Raw genomic sequence first — 21192 nt, 5'->3', positions numbered from 1 at the left:
AAATATGACCTACGAATGGGAAAACCCGCAACTTGTGAGCGAAGGAACAGAAAAGCCTCATGCCTCCTTCATACCCTACTTCAATCCGCTCACGGGAAAGTGGGAGTATCCTAGAGAATTCATTTCGATGAGTGGAAACTGGAAGTTCTTCTTTGCGAAAAATCCTTTCGAGGTTCCAGAGAATTTCTTTCTTGAAGACTTCAACGATGAAGATTGGGACGAGATAGAAGTTCCAAGCAACTGGGAGATGAAGGGCTATGGGAAACCCATCTACACGAACGTGGTCTATCCCTTCGAGCCGAATCCTCCGTTTGTTCCAAAAGATGATAACCCGACCGGGGTGTACAGGAGATGGGTGGAGATTCCAAAAGAGTGGTTTGAAAAGGAAATCTTCCTTCACTTCGAAGGAGTCCGGTCATTCTTCTACCTGTGGGTGAACGGAAAGAGAATGGGCTTCAGCAAAGACAGCTGCACGCCCGCTGAGTTCAGAGCCACAGACGTTTTGAAGCCAGGAAAGAACCTGATCTGTGTGAAAGTTCTGAAGTGGAGTGACGGAAGTTACCTGGAAGATCAGGACATGTGGTGGTTTGCGGGAATCTACAGGGATGTGTATCTTTACGCACTTCCGAAGTTTCACATAAGAGACATATTCGTGAGGACAGATCTCGATGAAGATTACAAAGATGGAAAGATCTTTCTGGACGTGGAACTGAGAAACCTTGGAGAAGAAAGGGAAAAAGATCTCAGAATCGTACTCACAGATCCACAGGGAAAAGAGATGACGCTTGTGGAAGAGAAGGTGAGACCAAAAAGCGAAACGCTGTCTTTTGTCTTCGAAGTGAAAGATCCGAAGAAGTGGTCTGCAGAGACTCCTCACCTCTACGTTTTGAAGGTGAAACTTGGAGAGGACGAGAAAAAAGTCAACTTTGGGTTCAGGAAAGTGGAGGTGAAAGAGGGAAGGCTTCTTTTCAACGGAAGGCCGCTTTACATAAAAGGGGTGAACAGGCACGAGTTCGACCCTGACAGGGGCCATGCGGTGACTGTGGAAAGAATGATAGAGGACATAAAACTCATGAAGCAGCACAACATAAACACCGTCCGGACCTCACATTATCCGAACCAGACGAAGTGGTACGACCTGTGTGATTACTACGGTCTTTACGTCATAGACGAGGCAAACATCGAATCACATGGTATTGGTTGGGATCTCGATGTAACACTTGCGAACAAACCGGAGTGGGAGAAAGCTCATTTTGACAGGATCAAAAGAATGGTGGAGCGTGACAAGAACCATCCCAGTATCATTTTCTGGTCACTTGGAAACGAAGCAGGAGACGGAACGAACTTCGAAAAAGCCGCCCTCTGGATAAAAGAAAGGGACAACACGCGGCTTGTTCACTATGAAGGTACAACAAGGAGAGGAGAATCGTATTACGTTGATGTCTTCTCTCTCATGTATCCGAAGATAAATGTTCTTCTTGAATACGCTTCCAAAAAGAGAGAAAAACCCTTCATCATGTGCGAGTATGCCCATGCGATGGGAAACAGTGTGGGGAATTTGAAAGACTACTGGGACGTGGTAGAAAGATATCCATACCTTCACGGAGGGTGCATCTGGGACTGGGTGGATCAGGGAATAAGAAAAAAAGATAAAAACGGAAAAGAGCTTTGGGCCTACGGTGGAGACTTCGGTGATGAGCCAAACGACAAGAATTTCTGCTGCAACGGAGTGGTCCTTCCCGACAGAACAGTCGAACCAGAGCTTCACGAAGTGAAGAAGATCTATCAGAACATCAAGATGCGACAGATCTTTGAGGACACATACGAGGTGGAAAACAGGTATCTTTTCACGAACCTTGAAGAATTCGATGGAACCTGGAAGATCAGAAAAGATGGTGAAGTTATAGAAGAAGGAAAATTCAAGATCTTCTGTGAACCAGGAGAAAAGAAGATACTGAAGATCCCCCTTCCAAAGATGGAAGACTCGGAATACTTCCTTGAGATCTCCTTTTCCCTTTCTGAAGGAACCCTTTGGGCAGAAAAAGGACACATCGTGGCGTGGGAACAGTTTCTTATAAAGCACCCCGTTTTTGAAAAGATCGTCGTTCGAGAGAGTGTGAATGTTTCCGAGAATGGAAACCGACTTCTGGTAAAAACAAAAAACACAGAATTTGTCTTTTCTAAACTCACCGGTCTTTTGGAGCGTGTTGTGTACAAAGGAAAAGAAGTTCTGCTGAGTCCGATAGTTCCAAACTTCTGGAGGGTCCCAACGGACAACGATATCGGAAACAGAATGCCAGAAAGACTCTCAATCTGGAAAAGGGCATCGAACGTTAGAAATCTCTTCAAAATGTTCTGGAAGGAAAGAAAAAGCAGCGTATCCATTCAGAGTGTCTATCAGGTACCTGGAAACAGCTGGGTGTACCTCACCTACACTATCTTTGGAAACGACGACATCATCATTGATCTTTCCCTGATTCCCGCTGAAGGTGTGCCGGAGATCCCGAGGATTGGTCTTCAGTTCACCGTTCCTGAGGAGTTCAACATCGTGGAGTGGTACGGAAGAGGACCCCACGAAACTTACTGGGACAGAAAAGAAAGTGGCCTTTTCGCACGATACAGAAAGACTGTTCAGGAGATGATTCATAGATACGTCAGGCCTCAGGAAACGGGGAACAGGTCCGATGTGAGATGGTTCACACTCTCCAACGGAAAGGTGAACCTCTTTGTGTCGGGTATGCCAGTGGTAGATTTCAGTGTCTGGCCTTTCTCCATGGAAGATCTAGAGAAGGCTGAACACGTGAACGAACTTCCAGAGAGAGATTTCGTCACCGTGAACGTGGACTACAAACAGATGGGACTTGGAGGAGACGACAGCTGGGGAGCGTTGCCACACCTTGAGTACAGACTTCTTCCAAAACCCTACAGCTTTTCCTTCAGAATGAGAATAGATGAGAAACTCCCATTCTGGAGGACGATACCATCGATCTCTGAAGATCTACGGACTGAGATGATCTCTGAAGACATGATACCAGAAGGAAAAACCTTGAACGTGAAACTTTCCCTTTTGAATGACTCCCCTCTTAGTAGAGAAGAAGAAATCACACTTTTTGTGAATGAAAGAGAATATTCAACAAAGAGAGCGTTGATTCCACCTTTTGGAAGAGAAACACTGGTGTTCGAAGTTGAAGGATTGAGAAGAGGAGAACATCTTATATCCACCAGTCTGAACACGAGAAAAACCATTTATGTGAGGTGAGATATGTGAAGATCTTCGGACGATCTTTCAAAGAAGGAAGATTTGTCTTTGAAGAAAAAGATTACACCGTCGAACTAGAAGTGGAAAAGATACATCTTGGATGGAAAGTTTCTGGGAAAGTGAAGGGAAATCCTGGAAGACTGGAGGTCTTTCGAACGAGAGCACCGAAGAAACTCCTTGTGAACAACTGGCAGTCCTGGGGACCGTGTAGGGTGGTGGACGTTTCCTCCTTCACACCACCCACGATAGATCCGAACTGGCGCTACACGGCCTCTGTGGTACCAGAGATCCTTGAAAGGTTCCTTCAAAGTGACTACTTTGTCGCCGAAGAGAAAAGAGTGTACGGCTTTTTGAGTTCTAAGATAGCACATCCTTTCTTCACTGTGGAAAACGAAGAACTCGTTGCATATCTTGAATATTTCGGAGTGGTGTTCGATGATTTCGTTCCCTTAGAACCTTTCGTTGTCCTTGAAGATTTAAACACTTCTTTTCTTCTGGAGAAATACGCGGAACTTGTTGGAAAAGAAAACGGTGCAAGGCTTTCAAAACACACGCCAGTTGGATGGTGCAGCTGGTACCACTATTTCCTTGATCTCACCTGGAAGGAGACTCTCAAGAATTTGGAACTTGCAAGGGAGTTTCCCTTCGAGGTCTTTCAGATAGACGACGCGTACGAAAAGGACATCGGAGACTGGCTCATCACAAAAGGAGACTTCCCATCGGTGGAAGAGATGGCAAAGACGATACAGGAAAAAGGATTCGTTCCTGGTATATGGACCGCACCGTTCAGTGTCTCGGAAACATCGGACGTGTTCAACACCAACCCGGACTGGGTTGTAAAGGAGAACGGAAGTCCCAAAATGGCCTACAGAAACTGGAACAAAAAGATATACGCCCTTGATCTTTCAAACAAAGAGGTACTGGACTGGCTCCTTGATCTTTTCAGCTCTCTCAGGAAGATGGGCTACAGATACTTCAAGATCGACTTTCTCTTTGCTGGAGCGATTCCGGGTGAGAGGAAAGAAAACATCACACCCATTCAGGCGTTCAGAAAAGGGATGGAAGTGATCAGGAAGGCGGTAGGAGACAACTCTTTCATACTCGGGTGTGGTTCTCCTCTTCTTCCTGCCGTTGGGTACGTTGACGGCATGAGGATAGGACCGGACACCACACCCTTCTGGGGAGATCACATAGAAGACAACGGAGCACCCGCTGCAAAGTGGGCTCTGAGAAATGCCATCACACGCTACTTCATGCACGACAGACTCTGGCTGAACGATCCAGACTGTCTCATTCTTCGAGAGGAGAAAACAGAACTCACCGAAAAAGAAAGAGAACTCTACTCTTACACCTGTGGTGTTCTTGACAACATGATCATAGAAAGTGACGATCTGTCGCTTGTGAAAGAGCATGGAAGGAGGGTTCTAAGAGAAACCTTGGATCTTCTCGGTGGAAAACCGCGTGTTTTGAACCTTTTGACGGAAGATCTGAAGTACGAGATCATCTCGTCTGGAACACTTTCTGGAAACGCCAAGATAGTGGTCAATCTTGAAAACAAAGAGTATCACCTGGAAAAAGAAGGAAAAACCTTTCTGAAAAAAAGGATCGTTAAAAGAGAAGATGGAAGAAACTTCTACTTCTACGAAGAGGGTGAGAGAGAATGATGGAACTCAGATACAACCCACTCACGGACGAATGGGTGATCGTCTCTGCGGCCACTCAGAAAAGGCCAGTTCAGCCTTCCAAAACAGAGTGTCCTATATGTGTGGGAGGACTGGAACTTCCCGAAGGGTACGATCTTGTCACTTTCGAGAACAGATACCCTTCGCTCAGGAAAGATCCACCTCCTGTGGATTGGAAGGAGAAAGGTCCTTTCAAAAAAGAAGAATCTCGTGGTATCTGTGAGGTGGTGGTTTACACCTCCGATCACAACACCGCACTTCCTGGAATGCCTTTGAAACAGATAGAGAAACTCGTCGAGATGTGGGTAGATCGAACCAGAGACCTTTCTCAGAACGATTTTGTAAAATACATCTTCATCTTCGAAAACCGCGGAAAGGAAGTCGGTGCCTCACTCCCTCATCCGCACGGTCAGATCTACGCCTTTCCGTTCCTTCCAAAAAGAATCGAAGTGAAGATGGATGCAATGAGAAAGTGGTACGAGAAAAATCGCAAATGTCCCATCTGTGAAATCTTGGAAAACGAAGGGGAAGAAAGGAAAGTCTACGAAACAGAGAACTTCATCGCACTCGTTCCCTTCTACGCACGATTTCCATACGAGGTACACATCTATCCCAAAAGACATGTGAGCACACTCCCTGAATTTTCTAAGAAAGAGAAGAAAGAATTCGCAGAGGTACTGAAGGTGGTGACCGCCAAGTACGACAAACTTTTCGATCAAGAATTCCCGTACATGATGATGTTCTTTCAAGCACCATTCAACGATGAGGATGTTTCTCACTTCTTCCATTTTCATGTGGAGTTCAATCCACCAAAAAGAGACAGGGACAAATTGAAGTGGATGGCGAGCGTTGAAACTGGAACTTGGACGTTCATCAACCCCGTTGTTCCAGAGGAGGCAGCAAAACAACTCAGAGAGACGGAGGTGGAGATATGAAGGTGAAGGCACCGGGCAGGATAAACATCATCGGAGAGCACACCGACTACAACGACGGGTACGTTCTTCCTTTCGCCGTGAACAGGTTCGTCTTTCTTACGATAGAAGACTCAGAAAAGTTTGTCTTTCACTCAGAGAACATGAACGAGACGGTGGAGATGGAAAGGATAGAAAAACTGAACAAATGGACGGACTACATCTTGGGTGTTATAAAAGCCTTCGAGAAAAGAGGCTATAGGGTGTCTCCTGTGAAGATATCAGTTTCCTCCAACCTTCCCATGGGTGCGGGGCTTTCAAGTTCTGCGGCACTTGAGATGGCAACTGCCTATGCGATCTCAGAGTACTTCGGTTTCCATCTACCTAAACTGGAACTTGTGAAGATCGCACGTGAGGCGGAGGTGGAGTTCGTCGGTGTCAGATGTGGGATCATGGACCAGTTCACTTCCGCTTTCGGGAAAAAGGACCACGCGATCTTTCTGGACACAATGACCCTTGAATACGAGTACGTTCCCCTGAAACTGAAAGGCTACGAGATAAACCTCGTCGATTCCAATGTGAAACACGAACTTTCCTCGTCCGAGTACAACAAAAGAAGACAGGAGTGTGAAGAGGTACTGAAAGTTCTTGGAAAAAGAGGCTTTCGTGAAGTGACAAAAGAGGATCTGAAAAAACTTCCCGGGGTTCTGAAAAAGCGCGCCCAGCACGTTCTGGAAGAAAACGAAAGGGTGCTAAGAAGCGTTCAAGCCTTGAAGGAAGGAGACTTCGAAACGCTTGGAAAGCTTCTTTTCGCTTCTCATGAAAGTCTGAGGGACTTGTACGAGGTTTCCTGTGAAGAGACGGACTTCATTGTGGATTTCTTGAAAGGAAAAGAGGGTATTCTTGGTGCGAGGATGGTCGGAGGTGGCTTTGGTGGAGGTGTGATTGTTCTCTCAAAAAAGAGCTTTTTTGAAAAGATCAAAGAAGAGTTGAATGATGCTTACAGGGATCGTTTTAAAATAGAACTCACCTTCCATGAGATAGAGAGTGCAGATGGTGTTCAGAAGATCTGAAGGGAGCATGAGCTCCCTTTTTTGATATACTTGTGTGTGGATCGCAGAATGTCGGGAGGTAGAATGTTGAGGATCACATCGTATTTTAAGTATCACTTCCCCTCTTTTGCTGTCAGTTTCCTTCTCTTTTTGTTGGTGTTTTTCCTTTTCTTTTCCATGACAAAGGTGAACGGTTTTTTGATAGAAAGCTGGGTTCTTGAAAATGAACATGTGGAGATAGGATCAACCTTTCAAAGGTTCTCAAAGGAACCTTTCACGGTCTTTTTGACAGCCAGGATTTCCAGAGATGAGGTACCTTTCTCTGGGCCTCTGTATCTGTACATTCCACAGATGTACCATCCCTACCTTGCCGTTTTTGCCAATGGGGTGAAAATAGGAAGTCACGGGTTTGTTGACAAAAGGTCCGGATATTTCTGGAATCAGCCGCTCATTTTCGAACTTCCAGAAAAATTCGGTGAGATCACCCTCGAAATCAGTGGTATGTACAGGGTGGGAACGGAGACAGGTGTCTACATCGTACCTTCATCCGAAACGGGGAAATACATGGTGCTTTCTTTTATGGTTAGAGTTCTTATCCCAATAACGATCGGTCTTTCTCTTGCTATAGGAACTGTTATGTTTCTTCTTTCAAACTCTCTTTCTTCCAAAGAGCGAAGGGTTTACATGTATCTTGGAATCGCCAGCGTTCTGGGGTCTGTCTGGCTTTTCGATCTAATCGATTTTTCAGATATGCACTCCTCCCTTTTCCTGCTTCTGTTTCGAAAAGCCACAATAAGTTCTGCTTATCTTGCTTTTTTCTCTTTACTGCTTGGCCTTTACGGAATCCTTTCAAAGGAAAGAAAAGGTTTCGTAGACTGGGTTATTCTTGTGTTGAATCTGATCAACGGTGTTGTTTTCTGGATGGCTCCAGATCTCATCACTATGGAACGTTTTATCAGTAGCCTGGCATTAGTTCTCATCTTGAATGCAATCTATCTTATCTTTCATCTTCATCGTATCCAATCACGTGTTTTGCTTGGTTCTGTTTTGTTTTTTATAATGTGTGTTTTAAACGATGCCCTGGTGATAATTTTCTCTCTGAAAGGTATGAAACTCATCTCCAATCATGGAATGGTGGCAATGTTCATAGGTTTCACTTACTTTCTGGTCACACATTACAGAGATTTACTAACAAAACTCACCATTGTCCACACGAAAAGCCTGATCGATTCACTGACTGGTGCATACAATCGGGGAATTTTCGCGGAAATTCAACTGAATGAAGGAGACACGTTTGTTTATATAGACATAGATGGTTTCAAGGAGATAAACGACACCCACGGCCACGATGCAGGTGATGAAGTTTTGCGAAACCTGGTTCAGATAGTGAAAAATCACATAAGACAGTCCGATGTTGTTGTGAGAATGGGTGGAGATGAATTTCTCATAATTCTCAGGGGGTGCCCTCCCGAAAAAGCAGAAGAAATCACCAGAAAGATCCTCTCTGATTTCGAGAAGTCCAGGTTTCATCCAACGTTTTCATATGGCATTTATCCTTTCACGGGTTCCCTGAATGAAACCCTAGTGAAGGTTGATGAACTCATGTACAGGATGAAGGAGGGAAAGAAAAGAGGAAGTGTATAAAAACGAAAAATGGCTCCGGCGGCAGGACTCGAACCTGCAACCACCTGGTTAACAGCCAGGCGCTCTACCGGTTGAGCTACGCCGGAACCTCCAGGGATAATTGTACTATACACTCTCAGAAATTTCAAGTGGGGACGATGGTAAAATGAAGGAAAAAGTTGAAAAAACCTTAAAAACCAACGATCAGTTTTCGAAGTGTCTTTGGAAGTAGTCTTGACAGTCTGAGGAGCATCTCCATGAGAAAAACAGAAAACCCCACCATGATCAGTACCCAGCACCATTCAGGAAGATCGATGAACGTGTCCAGAAACACGTAAAACATCCACTGAAACGGCATGTGAATCATGAAGAGAAGAAAGGAATACCGTCCCATTCTCTTTAGGATTCGAAGATTCATTTTTTCCGCCATCCACGATAACACTCCGATGCTGTATATCCCGAGGACAACTCCAGGAAGGGAGAACTGATCCACTCCCACGAAGGTGTGGAATCTTCTGTAAGAGTTCCAGTACTCCAGAGACCCTATCAGAAAGAAGAGCAAATAAACGATCAGTGAGGTTTTCTTCAACGTTCTCTGTTTTCCTTCATAGGCATCTTTGTATCCTAGAACAAAGGGAAAGAGCCAGTGAATGGGATTCATATAGGTGATGAGCGCTCCTTCGACCGGCGGAAGGAGTTCATTCTTTGTCAAAAACCAGAGACTCACAATCGAGGAATTGACAGCAGCACCGGCAAAAGAGAAAGGAAGAATTTTTCCTGGATTTTTTAAGAAAATGGACACAAAAAGCAGGAAGATCACAACGAAGACAAAATAATACTGCCACGATCCGCTGAAAGAAAAGACGGTGAGAAGGTATTTTTTTACTATGGAATCGTTGACGTTGAAGATCCTCTTTGTTATCCAGACTAAAGAGTATTTCTCATCTAGCAGAGTGTAAAGAAAAAATGAAACAGAAGCCCAGAACAGATAGAAGAGAAAAAAAGATAGTGCCTTTTGAACGACTTTCAAAGGTCTTTTCTTCATCCTTCCCTGCGAATAGCCAAAGAGATAGACGAACACAAAGACAGATGGACTAACAAACCTGAGAAAAGGAATGAAAAACGTCAGATCCCTGTACACCGAAACGATGGCGTGTCCCACAAGAACGAACAGGATCAAAAGACCTCTTGTTGTCTCCACATGAATTCACCTCTGCTAAAATAGTATCGAAAGGAGTGAAAAGGTGAAAAACAAGCACTTTGCGCTTTTGTATCTTGCCTCGTTTCTGGTTCTTGCAAAACTCTCTCCTTTCATTATAACCGCTCTGGTAATGGGGATGTACCTTTCGATAATAGTTGACTATGTGACACGTTTTCTGGAAGTTTTCATAAGAAAGCCAAAATCTCTTTCTCGTGTTCTGGCGAATGTGTTAATATTTCTCATGATAGCCTACTCTGCTGTCAATTTCTTTCCCGTTATCATAAAAGAGGCTCAGAGGGTCTTTTCAGAGATAGATAGGGTCAGGACAGGGCTTGAAAACATGGAGATACCAGAATGGGTGAGTTCCATCATAGGCAACATCAGTGCTTCGTTCTCAGAAGGGGCGCTTTCTCTTGTGAACCGTATTGTGGGGTATGTACCGTCCTTCATAACGGCCGCAGTTCTCATAGTGATTACGTCTTTTATCGTTTCGTCACTGAAGAAACTTGTGAAGGAGAACGTTTCTTATCTTTTTCCGAAAGATCCCAAAGATGGAAAACGTTTCTTAAAAACCACCTACTCTGAGTTTGAAAGGTTCGTGGGTGGTCAGGTTCTGGTTGCAATATTCGTAGGGGTGTTCGTGGGAGTTGGTGCGTTTATTTTCAGGATTCCCAGTGCCTTCTTTCTTGGGATGCTTGCGTTTATAACGGATTTTGTTCCATACCTTGGTGTCATCATCTCGGCCATTCCTCTTTTGATGCTTTCTTTTTCCGTGCACGGCCTGTACGGACTTCTCATAGGAACAGTTATCCTCGTGGCGGCGAACCAACTGGAGATGTGGATTTTGGCCCCCAGGATACAGAGCAGTGCTTTGAACATCCACTGGTTCATAATACTGATCACTATTCTCATATTCGGTGATCTTTTCAGTTTTGGTGGTGTTCTCATAGCACTTCCTTTTCTGGTCTTTCTGAAAAACTACTGGAAACATTACGTGATGGGAGGATGAAACGATGCCCACTTATACGTTCAGATGTAAAAACTGTGGGAAGGAATACACCATTTTCACCTCTTACAGTAAGGTGGAGGAGGTGAAATGTCCTCATTGTGGTTCAAAAGAGAAAGAAAGGGTGTACAAAAAAGTATCCTTCTCCGTTCAAGGTGGTTCTTCTTCTTCTTCGTGTGGTGGTAGTTGCGGTGGCTGCTCTGGATGTGGCTAGTCTTCTTCTCCCTCGACTACCTTTCTGATCCTTCGTTCTAGTTCTTCCTCATAATCTATTTGGATCTTCTCGTACACATCGTTCATGAGAGGTGAAGAAATCAAAAAGTCCGCCGTTGACCTTGTGATGGCAACGGGGATGTTGTACACTGTGGCGATTCTTATGAGTGCTTTCACGTCGACATCGTGTGCCTGTGGTTCCAGGGGATCCCAGAAGAAGATGAGAACGTCTATCTTTCCCTCGGCTATCATCGCACCAATCTGTTGATCACCACCGAGAGGACCGCTTTTCAGCCTGTGTACCTTGAGACCGAGCTTTTCCTGAAGAAGGGCCCCTGTGGTGCCGGTGGCGTACAGTTCGTGTTGAGAGAGCGTTCCAAGATTGAAACTCACCCACTCGAGAAGGTCTCGCTTTCTTCTGTCGTGTGCTATGAGGGCAATTCTTTTCTTTCTGTCCATGAAGATCTTGTACCTTCTTGGTTTATCCACCATCTTTTTCCCCCTTTTTCCTGAATTTGTTTATGTACATTCTTTCATCTGCGACCTTCATGAGTTCTTCTATGTTTTCGCCATCGTCGGGAAAGACGCTGATTCCGTAACTGAACTTCACCAAGAACTGATCTTCACCCACGACAACAGGCTCTTTGAAGCGATCTTTTATCCTTCTGATCATGGTTTCTGCTCCGTTGAAATCTGTCTCAGGAAGAACAATCCCGAACTCATCCCCACCGAGTCTTCCAATTATATCTGATTTTCTCAAGAGCGTGGAGAGTGTTCTGGCGAACTCTTTCAGAACACGATCTCCCACGAGATGTCCCCTTGAATCGTTTATGCGCTTGAAATCGTCCAGATCGATGAAGATGAAGGAAAGTTTTCTGTTGTACCTCTTTGAAAGATTCATCAGATAAGCCAGTCTGCTTTCGAACGCCTCTCTGTTGTAAACACCCGTGAGTGGATCGTGTTCTGCAAGCCAGAGGATTCTCTCTTCACCCTTCAGTTTCCAGTAAACGAGTTCCAGTTGATTTTTCAAAAGTTTTGCCATTTCAAAAATGTCTTTGCCAGGTTCTTTGCATGTGATGAGAAGGAACGCAAAGGTTTCTGTTTCGTGTTCCAGAGGAATTTTCAGGATGTCATTTTCACATGCGATAGCATTTGAAGTGTTGGATAGGCTCTCTTCAAAAGGGATGCCAAGATAAGCTTTGAGAAGGTACTTTCCATCTTCTTTCTCATAGAAAGCTACACCTTTTGCATCGAACACCTCTGCGATCAATGGTAAATACTGTTTGAACACAAAAGCGTTCCATCCAAGTGACAAGAGGCTGCTTGATAGATGAAGAAGAAGGTGATAAAACTTTCTGTCTCTCTCCAGAGAAAGGAGGTTCTTTCTTTCCTCGGTTATATCGATACCGGCTACCATCAAACGATTATCCTCGAGCGGAATGAACACCCATCGTACGATTCTTTCTCCTCCGTCTCTGATGATACCTTCATGAACGACTCTTTCTTTGAAAGCCTTCTCAAAGAGCTCTTTTGGAAAGCTTTCAGGAAAGAGTTCGAACCAATTCTTGTTCAAAAGATCTCCACGATCTATGTTCAAAAGTTTACATCCGGCTTCGTTTATGTCTTCCACTGTTCTATCCTCTCTCAAAATAACGCTCAGAACGGGTATGTTGTTGAAATATGTGAGGAACCTTCGCCTTTCCCTTCTGATCTGGTCTTCTATTTTTCTTATCTCGGAAATGGGTCTTGCGATTTCCTGAATCAGAACGATCTTTTTTCCATCCACGATGGGTATTATTTTACTTTCACATAGGACAGTTTCTCCATCCTTTGTGACGAATTCTCTTTCCAGTGTTCTTTCTGTGAAAGAAAGAGACATCATCTGAAACATGGTGTCTAATCCATTTGTGGAAGAGATCTTCTCCAGAGTTTTACCAATCAACTCTTCCTTTGTGTACTTCAGAAATTTCTCGGCAGCGGGATTCACTTCGACGATCTTTCCGTTCACATCGTAGAAGATCACCATGTCGTTGTTTTCGTTGAAGAGACCTCTGAACATCAGGGTGAGTCTTTTCAGCCTGAGCATCACTCTGAAGGTTTCGAAGAAGATCAGGGAAGAACCGGCTAAGTAGAAAACGAACTTCACCAGATAAAACGAGTTGGGAAAGAGAAAAAAGACCTCCAGAAAGTTCATCAGTGCACCAAGAAACAACGAAACAGCCCCCGTAAATGCAATGCTCATATCGACCAGATGAAACAGAACGATAAGAAGAAAAGACGCAAAAAGGAAAACAACTCTGGAGAAAATGGTTCTCCAGTAGATCTCAAGATCCGTATGAAGAAAGATACCGTTCAAAAGGGAATGGATGATGAGAAAACCGGCACCCGCAAGGAGTGCCAGCCAGAGGATCTTCTTCATTTGACCTCCGCCAGCTCCCTGTGCACCCTCTTCAGAAGGTTCGGTATATCGAGTTTCTGGGGGCACTTGCTGAGACACTCTCCACACTCAACACAGAAGGAAGCAGAGGACTTTTGACTCTCGAACCATCTGTACGTTCTTCTGCCACCTTCCCAATCTTCGAACATCACGGTTTCGTTGTACAATCGGAAATTTCCAGGAATGCCTACTCCGTTCGGGCAGGGCATGCAGTATCCACACTCTGTGCAGTTTATCACAGCGAAAGATTCGAGTGTTTTCTTTATCTCCTCTATCATCTTCATGTCTTCTTCTGTGAGATTGTTTGGTGTGATTTTACTCATGATCTCTACGTTCTGCTTCACCTGTTCTAGTGTGCTCATACCACTCAGTATCGTGGAAACTTCCGGGTGGTGTCCAAGCCACCTGAAACTCAGCTCAACGGGAGACCAGTCTTTTCCGTATTTTTCAAGAACTTTCATCACTTTCTCAGGAAGTCTTGCGAGTTTTCCACCCTTCAGAGGTTCCATGATCACAACGGCAAGACCTTTCGAGCCGGCGTATTTCAAACCTCTCAGGCCGGCCTGATAGTTTTCATCCATGTAGTTTAGCTGTATCTGACAGAAATCCCAGTCGTACCCATCCACGATCTCCTTGAAAACGGGATACCTGTCGTGGAAGGAAAAACCGGCGAACCTTATCTTTCCTTCCGCCTTCATCTTCTCGAAGAATTCAAAGAACCTGAGCTCTTTTATCTTTTCCCATCTTTCTTTATTCAACGCGTGCATCAGGTACATGTCCACATGGTCCGTCTGGAGTTTCTCGAGTTGTTCATCCAGGTACCTGTAGAAATCCTCGTGTTTCTCCACCTGCCAGACGGGAGACTTCGTGGCAAGAAAGATCCTCTCTCGATAGCCATCTTTCAAGGCTTTTCCCACAACTTTTTCGCTGTTTCCACCGTGATATGGATAGGCCGTGTCAACGTAGTTGACACCGTGGTCGATCGCATACCTGATCATCTCAATTGCCTTTTCTTCGTCGATTTTTGAGTGGTCCTCTCCTATCACGGGAAGTCTCATCGCTCCAAAACCAAGAAGCGATGTTTTCACTCCGGTTTTTCCAAAATCTCTGTACTGCATGCTTTCACCTCCTGTCATGTTAATTCTAACATCAAAGGATGATAAAATCTAACGTGTAGGAGGGGATCGGTTTGAGATTGAAAAAACTCTTTTTAAAGGGTTTCAAGTCGTTCGGGAGACCTTCTCTAATCACCTTCTCCGATCGTGTGACCGCCATCGTCGGGCCGAACGGTAGTGGAAAATCGAATATCATAGACGCTATAAAGTGGGTCTTCGGTGAACAGTCGAAGAAAGAACTTCGGGCCAGTGAAAAGTTCGACATGATCTTCTCCGGCTCGGAAAACCTTCCTCCCGCAGGTTCTGCCTACGTAGAGCTCGTCTTCGAAGAGAACGGAGAGGAGATCACGGTTGCCCGTGAACTGAAGAGAACGGGAGAGAACACCTACTACCTGAACGGAAGTCCCGTCAGGCTCAAGGATATAAAAGATCGCTTCGCAGGAACGGGTCTTGGAGTGGACTTCTACTCCATTGTGGGACAGGGACAGATAGACAGAGTAGTCAACGCTTCTCCTGAAGAACTGAGACTCCTCCTGGAAGAGGCCGCAGGCATCTCGATCTACAGGGAAAAGAAGAAAGAAACGGAGGTAAACCTCGAAAGAACAAAGGTCAATCTCGACAGGGTAAAGGATGTCCTGTACGAGAGAGAGCGCCAGATGAAGTCTCTGTATCTCAAAGCAAAGAGAGCAGAAAGGTACAGAGAGTACTCCTCTCAACTCGAAAAACTTCAGAAACTCTACTACGGAAACGTCTTGAAGAGGGAAAGGAAAAAACTGGAGTTCTACCAGGAGGAGGAAGAAAGAACCAACAGGAAGATAAGGGATATTCAGAAGGAACTTGTGGAACTCGAGACAAGGTGGAGCACCCTGAGAAATGAATTTGGAGAGATGGATCAGGAGATAGAAAGGTATACAAGACTGCTTGAAGACTACAAAAAGAGACAGAGTGATCTTCAGGAGATGAAGAATCTTTATTCTTCGAGACTTTCAAGCAGTGAGAACAGATACGTCGAGATATCCACAAGACTCGATGAACTGGAAAAAAGGAAGAAGGAGTACGCGAAGAGACTGGAGGAAATGGAATACATCTTCAAGGGGATAGCGGGCGAGTACGAGCAAAAATCGAGCGAGCTTGCCTCTCTGGAAAAAGAGAAGGAATCCATCCTTTCGAGGTTCGATGAGAAGGAAAAGGAATTCATGAGGCTCAGAGAGGAGGCGTCGGGCATAGAAAAGCAGATCCTCAAGATGGAAAACGAGCTTCTCAGAATCGCCGAAAACCTCGAAGATCTGGAGAAGAGAAGGAAGATCACTGAAAATCAGATCTCCGCAAGAAGAAGAGAACTCGAAGAAAAGAAAGAAGAGTTCAGGGAGATATCAAAGCGCGTGGAAGAGTTCGATGAGGAGGAAAGAAAACTCACAGAAGAACTGAAGGTTGTTCGAGAAAGCATCGAAGAAACTGAAAGAAAGATCAGAGAACTTTCCCACGAGATAGAGGACCTGGAAAAGAGAGTGAGAGAACTTCAGTTCGAAAAAGAAATGCTGGAAAGGGAAATGAAGGAATACAGGGGTTTTTCAAGGGCGGTCAGGGCCGTGTTCGATGAAAAAGAAAGGTTTCCAGGACTCATTGATGTGGTGGCGAACCTTCTAGAGGTGGAAGAGGAGTACTCACTCGCTATCAGCGTTCTTCTTGGTGGAATGTCACAGAACCTCGTTGTGAAGAATGTAGATACGGCGAAGGCGATCGTCGAGTTCTTGAAACAAAACGCACTGGGAAGGGCCACCATACTTCCACTCGATCTGATAGATGGTTCATTCAGCAGAATACCTGAACTGGAGAAGGAAAAAGGTTTCATCGGTTACGCCGTCGATCTTGTGAAACTCCCCCCCGATCTAGAAGTGCTCTCTGGATTTTTGTTCGGAAACTCCTTTGTAGTGGAAACACTCGACGATGCGATAAGGATAAAGAAGAAGTATCGTCTCAGCACGAGGATGGCAACTTTAGATGGAGAACTGATAAGTGGACGGGGTGCCATCACGGGTGGAAGGGAAGAAAGATCCGGGAACGTCTTCGAAAGACGAATAAGATTGAAACACGTGGAGCATGAGATAGAAGAGACGGAAAAATCGATCCTCGAAAAGAAGGAAGTACTCGCCTCCCTGAAAACAGAGCAGGAGGATCTGAAAAAACAGGAAACGATCGTTCAGAGAGAACTCTTTGATCTCTCCAAGAAATCTTCCTCAACGAAGACGATCCTTTCCGAGATACTGAGATCCATAAATCAGATGCAGGACGAAGTGCAGAACCTGGAAAATCTCCTTGCAGAGTACAGGGCAAAGGAAGAGGGCCTGAAAGCACGAAGAGAGAAGATCTTCGAAGAGATGGACAAACTGAGAGAGAGAAGAAACTCGCTCCAGGAGGTGCTCTCTGAGTATTCTGAAGAACTGGAAAAGGAAAGAAAGATCATCGACGAAATAAACGAAAAACTCTTCGGTCTCAAAGCGGAAGTGGGGAACCTTCTTGAAACAAAAGAGCGTTACGAAAAGGAAATGCAGGACACACGAAGAACGATAGAACGCTTCGACGAGGAGATGGAAGACCTGAAATCCCAGATGTCAGCACTTGAGGAAGAAATGGAAAAGTACAGACAGACGATAAGGGAGCACGAACGGGAAATAGAGCACCTAAAAAAAGAGATGGACAGTATATTCGAGACCATGAGGCTTCACAGAACGGGAAAAGAGGAGAAGATGAAAGAGCTTCAGGAGACTGAAAGAAGAATGAACGAGTTGAAAGAGGAAAAGGAAAAGCTGAGAAACCACCTTCACCAAGTGGAACTGGCACTTCAGGAAAGCAGAATGAAGATAGCAAACATCCTGGGAGAGTTCTCCGGAAACGAAGAAGAGGTGGAAGAACTTTCCGATGAAAAGCTGGAAGAGATATACAAATCTATTAAAGATCTTGAAAACAAGATAAAGTACCTTGGTCCGGTGGATCTCACGGCAATAGATGAGTACGAAAAACTGCGGGAGGAATACGAAGAGATCCTGAAGCAAAAAGAAGACCTTGAGGAGGCGAAAAGAAAACTCGAAGAGATCATAGAGAAAACGGATCGTGAAGCCGAAAGCCTTCTCTTCGACGTTTATCAGAGGGTGAACGAGAGTTTCAACAGATTGATCTCACTTCTGTTTTTCGGTGGGGAAGGAAGGATCAACGTAGTTTCCGAGACAAAGAGTATTCTCGACGCGGGATTCGAGATATCCATAAAAAAACCCGGTCGAAGGGATCAAAAACTGAACCTTCTCTCCGGTGGGGAAAAGGCGCTTGTGGGAATCGCCCTTCTTTTTGCTCTCATGGAGATAAAACCAAGTCCTTTCTACGTACTGGATGAGGTGGATGCCCCCCTCGACGATTACAACGCGGAGAGATTCAAGATGCTATTGAAAGAAAATGCTAGGCAGACTCAGTTCATTGTGATTACCCACAACAAAATCGTCATGGAAGCAGCGGATCTTCTGCATGGTGTGACCATGGTGAACGGTGTGTCGGCCATAGTACCTGTTGAAGTGGAAAAGATTCTGGAGGTGTGACGGTGAAGTTCTACGAAGAGAAGATCGAAAGCAAAAGGATCTTCGAGGGAAAGATGATAAGTGTGAGGATCGATCGTGTGAAACTTCCAAACGGTGAGGAGTCGACCCGTGAAGTCGTGGACCATCCCGGTGCGGTTGTGATCGTTCCGGTCCTGGGGGAAGAGATCATCTTCGTCGAGCAGTACAGATACCCCATTGAGCAGATGCTCCTCGAACTCCCTGCCGGGAAAATGGACCTCGGAGAATCCCCCGAGGAATGTGCCAGGAGAGAACTCGAAGAGGAGACGGGTTATCGGGCAAAGAGGTTCTCCTATCTTGGGAAGATCTTCACAACGCCCGGTTTCACAACGGAGGTGATACATATATTTGCAGCAGAAGAACTGGAAAAAACCACCCAGAACACCGATCCCGATGAATTCATCGAAGTGAAGAAGATCCCCGTGGAGAAAGTGCTGTCTTTACTCAAGAACGCGGAGATAGAAGATTCAAAGACAATCTGTGCCTTGACACGATATTTCCTTTCAAAGGGAGTGATAGGATGAGAATCATCGTGAACGGTGAAGAGATCACCATCGACGTGGAAAATGTAAGGACTTTTGGAGATCTTCTGGAGCGTGTCAGGAAGGGAAAAGAAAACATGGTGGTGAAAAGAATTGTGATAAACAACGAGGAGTATCCCCTTACAAGGCTGGAAGAGTTGAAGCAAGTGGAGATCAGTGATGATATGGAGATAGAACTTTTGCTTTCTCCTTTGAAGGAGTTTCTGCTTGAGACGATAGAAGAGGTTCTCAGATACATAGAACGAGTAAAGCCTTTGCTTGGAAAGGTAGCGGACGCCGTTATAGCAGGAACCAATGAAGGATACAGGAGCATAAACGATCTTGCGGAAGGGCTCAACGCAATGGAGAACGTTCGAATGAACACCATCAGGATCACCGGCATCAGCCCGAAGGAACTGGGTCTGAGCGTGAGCGAAGATCATCTTGTAGGTATCCTGACAGACTTTGTGAACGCCCTTCAGAGTAAAGATCTTGTGAAGATATCCGATCTCATAGATGGAGAGTTGAAGGACGTTTTCACCTATTACGAGGAGTTCTTCAGAAAGGTCGAGGATCTTCTCAAAAGAGAACCATCTTGAGAGGTGAAAGAATGAAGGAGAATACCTACCTTGAAAAGATGGTCATGACAGCAAGTCCGGCAAAACTCGTCCAGATGCTTTACGAAAAAGCGATAGAGGTTCTGAAAGAGGCAGAAAAGTTGTTGGAGGAGAAAAAATTCGTTGAGTTCAGTGAGAAGGTCACACGTGCACAGGACATAATCACAGAGCTCAATCTTTCTCTGAACATGGAAAAAGGCGGCACCATCGCTCAGAACCTGAGAGCACTTTACAACTACATGTTCCAGAGACTGGTCGAAGGTAACGTGAAGAAAGATCTTGAGAAGATCAGAGAGGTCGAAGGTATGCTCTCGGAACTTCTGGAAGTCTGGAAAGAAGCCATGAAAAAGGCAGGAAATGTAACTTCTTCGGAAAAAAAGCAGGGGGGACTGAATCTCATGGGGTGACCATAAAAAGGGCGAGCGAGGTTTCCGTCATTGACCTTGTGAATCTTGTGAACGAGATCTTCAAAGATTACGCGGTTCCTGTGAACTGGGATGTGTACAACTTCAACCTCGATGTGAGGGAGAATTCCATTTCCCTGGAGGATTCCTTCGTGTTCTTCGAGGAAGAAAAGCCGGTGGGATTTGTTCTTCTGTGCATAAGAAAGGATCGGGGAAGGATAGATTCCATGGGAGTGATAAAGCCCAGAAGAGGCACAGGCCTTGCCGATATGATTCTGAAGCACGCTCTGGAACACCTCGTTTGGAAAGGTGTAAAGAGCGTCGTTCTTGAAGTGGTTTCAACGGATCAAAGGGCGGTTAGATTCTACGAGAAAAACGGATTCAAAAAGAAGAGAAATCTTCATAGCTTCGTTTTGGACAGAATCGTCGAAGGAACAGGCGATGTGAGATTCTTCGAAACGGACGAAAAAAGAATCCACATGTACTCTCTGAAAGCGAAGACAGACTTCAACAGGAATCCAAACTGGCAGAGAGAGAGTTTAACGCTTCTTCTTGCAGACAAACGGTACAGAATGGAAAGGGCAAGCTGGAAGGACGGGGAAGGATACCTGGTCTGGGGGGAAACTCCACAAAGTTCTTTCATCGTCGATGCCTTCGCCTTTCGTGGAAACTTGGATGAGTTCATCAGAGAATGTGTCGATCATATCCAGAAAGAAAGCAAAAAGAGTCTGGTGACCTGCACGGCCGTTCCTGAGGACGATCCACTTTCCCATGCTCTTGAGGCGAACGGCTTTCAGAGGATGCTCACACAGTACGAGATGGAGTTGAGACTGGTTTGAGAAAGGCTGTACTGTTCGATCTGGACGGTACCATACTCGACTTCGAAAAAAGCGAAGAAATGGCATTGAAAGAGACGTTTCTGAGACACAGGATTCCTCTCACTGAGGAACAAGTGCTGTTGTACAAGCAAATAAACAGAAAATGGTGGAAGATGCTCGCAGAAAAGAAGGTATCCAAAGAGGAAGTTGTCGTTGCAAGGTTCGAGGAGTTTTTGGGAAAAATAAGATCTTCTCTGGATCCTGAAATTGTGGCAAGGGAGTACCTTGAATTCCTCTCAGAGGAAGCGCATTTTCTCCCCGGTGCCGAGGATTTCCTGAAAGAGTTGAAAAGAAACGGTGTTAGAATGGCTGCAGTCACGAACGGTGTCCGATCCGTTCAGGAAAGAAGGAGCAAAAAACTCGGTCTTGAGAGGTTCTTCGAGTTCGTCCTTACCTCAGAGGAAGCAGGGGCTGAAAAACCAGATCCACGCATTTTCTGGATTGCTCTCGAGAGGATGGGATTGAAAAGAGAAGACGTTCTTTACGTAGGAGACGATCCAGCAAGTGATCTTGAAGGAGCCAGAAACGCTGGAATCGATTTTGTTCTTTTCTCACCTTCGGAAAGTGTTCCAACAGAATTTCCCATTGCGAGAAATTTTAAAGAACTGAAGAAGATCCTGAAACTTCTGTGAGGTTTTACATGGAAGTTATACGTTTGATCATTGGAA

Annotated in this window: 17 protein-coding genes, 1 tRNA gene and 1 pseudogene; 14 read left to right on the top strand and 5 right to left on the bottom strand. The window is 45.1% G+C overall.

Features of this window, described 5'->3' with window-relative positions; genetic code table 11:
• The first annotated feature begins 4 nt into the window (after positions 1–4).
• The 5 genes from AS006_RS06640 to AS006_RS09655 all read left to right on the top strand — a co-directional run bounded on the left by AS006_RS06640 (position 5) and on the right by AS006_RS09655 (position 8548).
• Positions 5–3259 (top strand): glycoside hydrolase family 2 TIM barrel-domain containing protein, encoded by a 3255-nt coding sequence (locus AS006_RS06640; RefSeq protein WP_101513564.1) that lies wholly within the window; start codon positions 5–7, stop codon positions 3257–3259.
• A 5-nt stretch (positions 3260–3264) separates the two neighbouring features.
• Positions 3265–4923, top strand: a complete 1659-nt coding sequence (gene galA, locus AS006_RS06635) for an alpha-galactosidase (RefSeq protein ID WP_101513563.1) — start codon at positions 3265–3267, stop codon at positions 4921–4923.
• Positions 4920–5876, top strand: a complete 957-nt coding sequence (galT, locus tag AS006_RS06630) for a galactose-1-phosphate uridylyltransferase (RefSeq protein WP_101513562.1) — start codon at positions 4920–4922, stop codon at positions 5874–5876. The genes galA and galT overlap by 4 nt, the downstream gene beginning before the upstream one ends.
• On the top strand, positions 5873–6925 hold the full coding sequence (locus AS006_RS06625) for a galactokinase (protein ID WP_101513561.1): 1053 nt from the start codon (positions 5873–5875) through the stop codon (positions 6923–6925). The genes galT and AS006_RS06625 overlap by 4 nt, the downstream gene beginning before the upstream one ends.
• 66 nt (positions 6926–6991) lie before the next feature.
• Positions 6992–8548, top strand: a complete 1557-nt coding sequence (locus tag AS006_RS09655) for a GGDEF domain-containing protein (RefSeq protein ID WP_233185676.1) — start codon at positions 6992–6994, stop codon at positions 8546–8548.
• Positions 8549–8558: 10 nt separating this feature from the next.
• On the opposite strand, the gene AS006_RS06615 is transcribed toward AS006_RS09655, so the two are convergent.
• Both AS006_RS06615 and AS006_RS06610 read right to left on the bottom strand, forming a co-directional pair.
• Positions 8559–8634: transfer RNA gene (locus AS006_RS06615), tRNA-Asn, on the bottom strand.
• Positions 8635–8717: 83 nt separating this feature from the next.
• Positions 8718–9728, bottom strand: coding sequence for an acyltransferase family protein (locus AS006_RS06610; RefSeq protein ID WP_101513560.1), 1011 nt, complete (start codon positions 9726–9728; stop codon positions 8718–8720).
• 43 nt (positions 9729–9771) lie between these two features.
• On the opposite strand from AS006_RS06610, the gene AS006_RS06605 reads away from it, so the two are divergent.
• The 3 genes and pseudogenes from AS006_RS06605 to AS006_RS09645 all read left to right on the top strand — a co-directional run bounded on the left by AS006_RS06605 (position 9772) and on the right by AS006_RS09645 (position 10976).
• On the top strand, positions 9772–10737 hold the full coding sequence (locus AS006_RS06605; RefSeq protein WP_101513559.1) for an AI-2E family transporter: 966 nt from the start codon (positions 9772–9774) through the stop codon (positions 10735–10737).
• Between the two features lie 4 nt (positions 10738–10741).
• Positions 10742–10834, top strand: a pseudogene (locus AS006_RS09650) (zinc ribbon domain-containing protein); the annotation flags it as partial.
• Between the two features lies 1 nt (position 10835).
• Positions 10836–10976, top strand: coding sequence for a hypothetical protein (locus AS006_RS09645; protein ID WP_233185693.1), 141 nt, complete (start codon positions 10836–10838; stop codon positions 10974–10976).
• Here the strand turns inward: AS006_RS09645 and AS006_RS06595 are convergent.
• From AS006_RS06595 to AS006_RS06585, 3 genes are read right to left on the bottom strand one after another with little or no spacing between them, the layout of a single operon-like run.
• Positions 10945–11439: a methylglyoxal synthase gene (locus AS006_RS06595; protein WP_101513557.1), complete on the bottom strand. Its 495-nt coding sequence runs from the start codon at positions 11437–11439 to the stop codon at positions 10945–10947. The genes AS006_RS09645 and AS006_RS06595 overlap by 32 nt on opposite strands.
• A complete protein-coding gene (locus tag AS006_RS06590) occupies positions 11429–13366 on the bottom strand; it encodes a sensor domain-containing diguanylate cyclase (protein ID WP_101513556.1) in 1938 nt (645 codons plus the stop codon). The genes AS006_RS06595 and AS006_RS06590 overlap by 11 nt, the downstream gene beginning before the upstream one ends.
• On the bottom strand, positions 13363–14502 hold the full coding sequence (locus tag AS006_RS06585) for an aldo/keto reductase (protein ID WP_101513555.1): 1140 nt from the start codon (positions 14500–14502) through the stop codon (positions 13363–13365). Before AS006_RS06585 ends, AS006_RS06590 begins: the two co-directional genes overlap by 4 nt.
• A 71-nt stretch (positions 14503–14573) precedes the next feature.
• Between AS006_RS06585 and smc the strand changes: the two genes are divergently transcribed.
• Genes smc through AS006_RS06555 form a run of 6 tightly spaced genes read left to right on the top strand, consistent with a single transcriptional unit; the run spans position 14574 to position 21156 of the window.
• Positions 14574–18086: a chromosome segregation protein SMC gene (gene smc / locus AS006_RS06580; protein ID WP_101513554.1), complete on the top strand. Its 3513-nt coding sequence runs from the start codon at positions 14574–14576 to the stop codon at positions 18084–18086.
• Positions 18087–18088: 2 nt separating this feature from the next.
• Positions 18089–18628, top strand: a complete 540-nt coding sequence (locus tag AS006_RS06575; RefSeq protein WP_101513553.1) for an NUDIX hydrolase — start codon at positions 18089–18091, stop codon at positions 18626–18628.
• Entirely contained in the window at positions 18625–19224 is a 600-nt protein-coding gene (locus AS006_RS06570; protein WP_101513552.1) for a hypothetical protein, read from the top strand. Before AS006_RS06575 ends, AS006_RS06570 begins: the two co-directional genes overlap by 4 nt.
• 11 nt (positions 19225–19235) lie before the next feature.
• Positions 19236–19649, top strand: coding sequence for a flagellar export chaperone FliS (gene fliS / locus AS006_RS06565; RefSeq protein WP_101513551.1), 414 nt, complete (start codon positions 19236–19238; stop codon positions 19647–19649).
• On the top strand, positions 19646–20485 hold the full coding sequence (locus AS006_RS06560; protein WP_101513550.1) for an N-acetyltransferase: 840 nt from the start codon (positions 19646–19648) through the stop codon (positions 20483–20485). The genes fliS and AS006_RS06560 overlap by 4 nt, the downstream gene beginning before the upstream one ends.
• Positions 20482–21156, top strand: a complete 675-nt coding sequence (locus AS006_RS06555; protein ID WP_101513549.1) for a YjjG family noncanonical pyrimidine nucleotidase — start codon at positions 20482–20484, stop codon at positions 21154–21156. The genes AS006_RS06560 and AS006_RS06555 overlap by 4 nt, the downstream gene beginning before the upstream one ends.
• Positions 21157–21192: the final 36 nt, after the last annotated feature.

This window comes from Thermotoga sp. SG1 (genome assembly GCF_002865985.1).
Taxonomy (GTDB): Bacteria; Thermotogota; Thermotogae; order Thermotogales; family Thermotogaceae; genus Thermotoga.
Note: the sequence above shows the minus strand (reverse complement) of the source record. Positions and strands in the feature narration are given on the sequence as shown.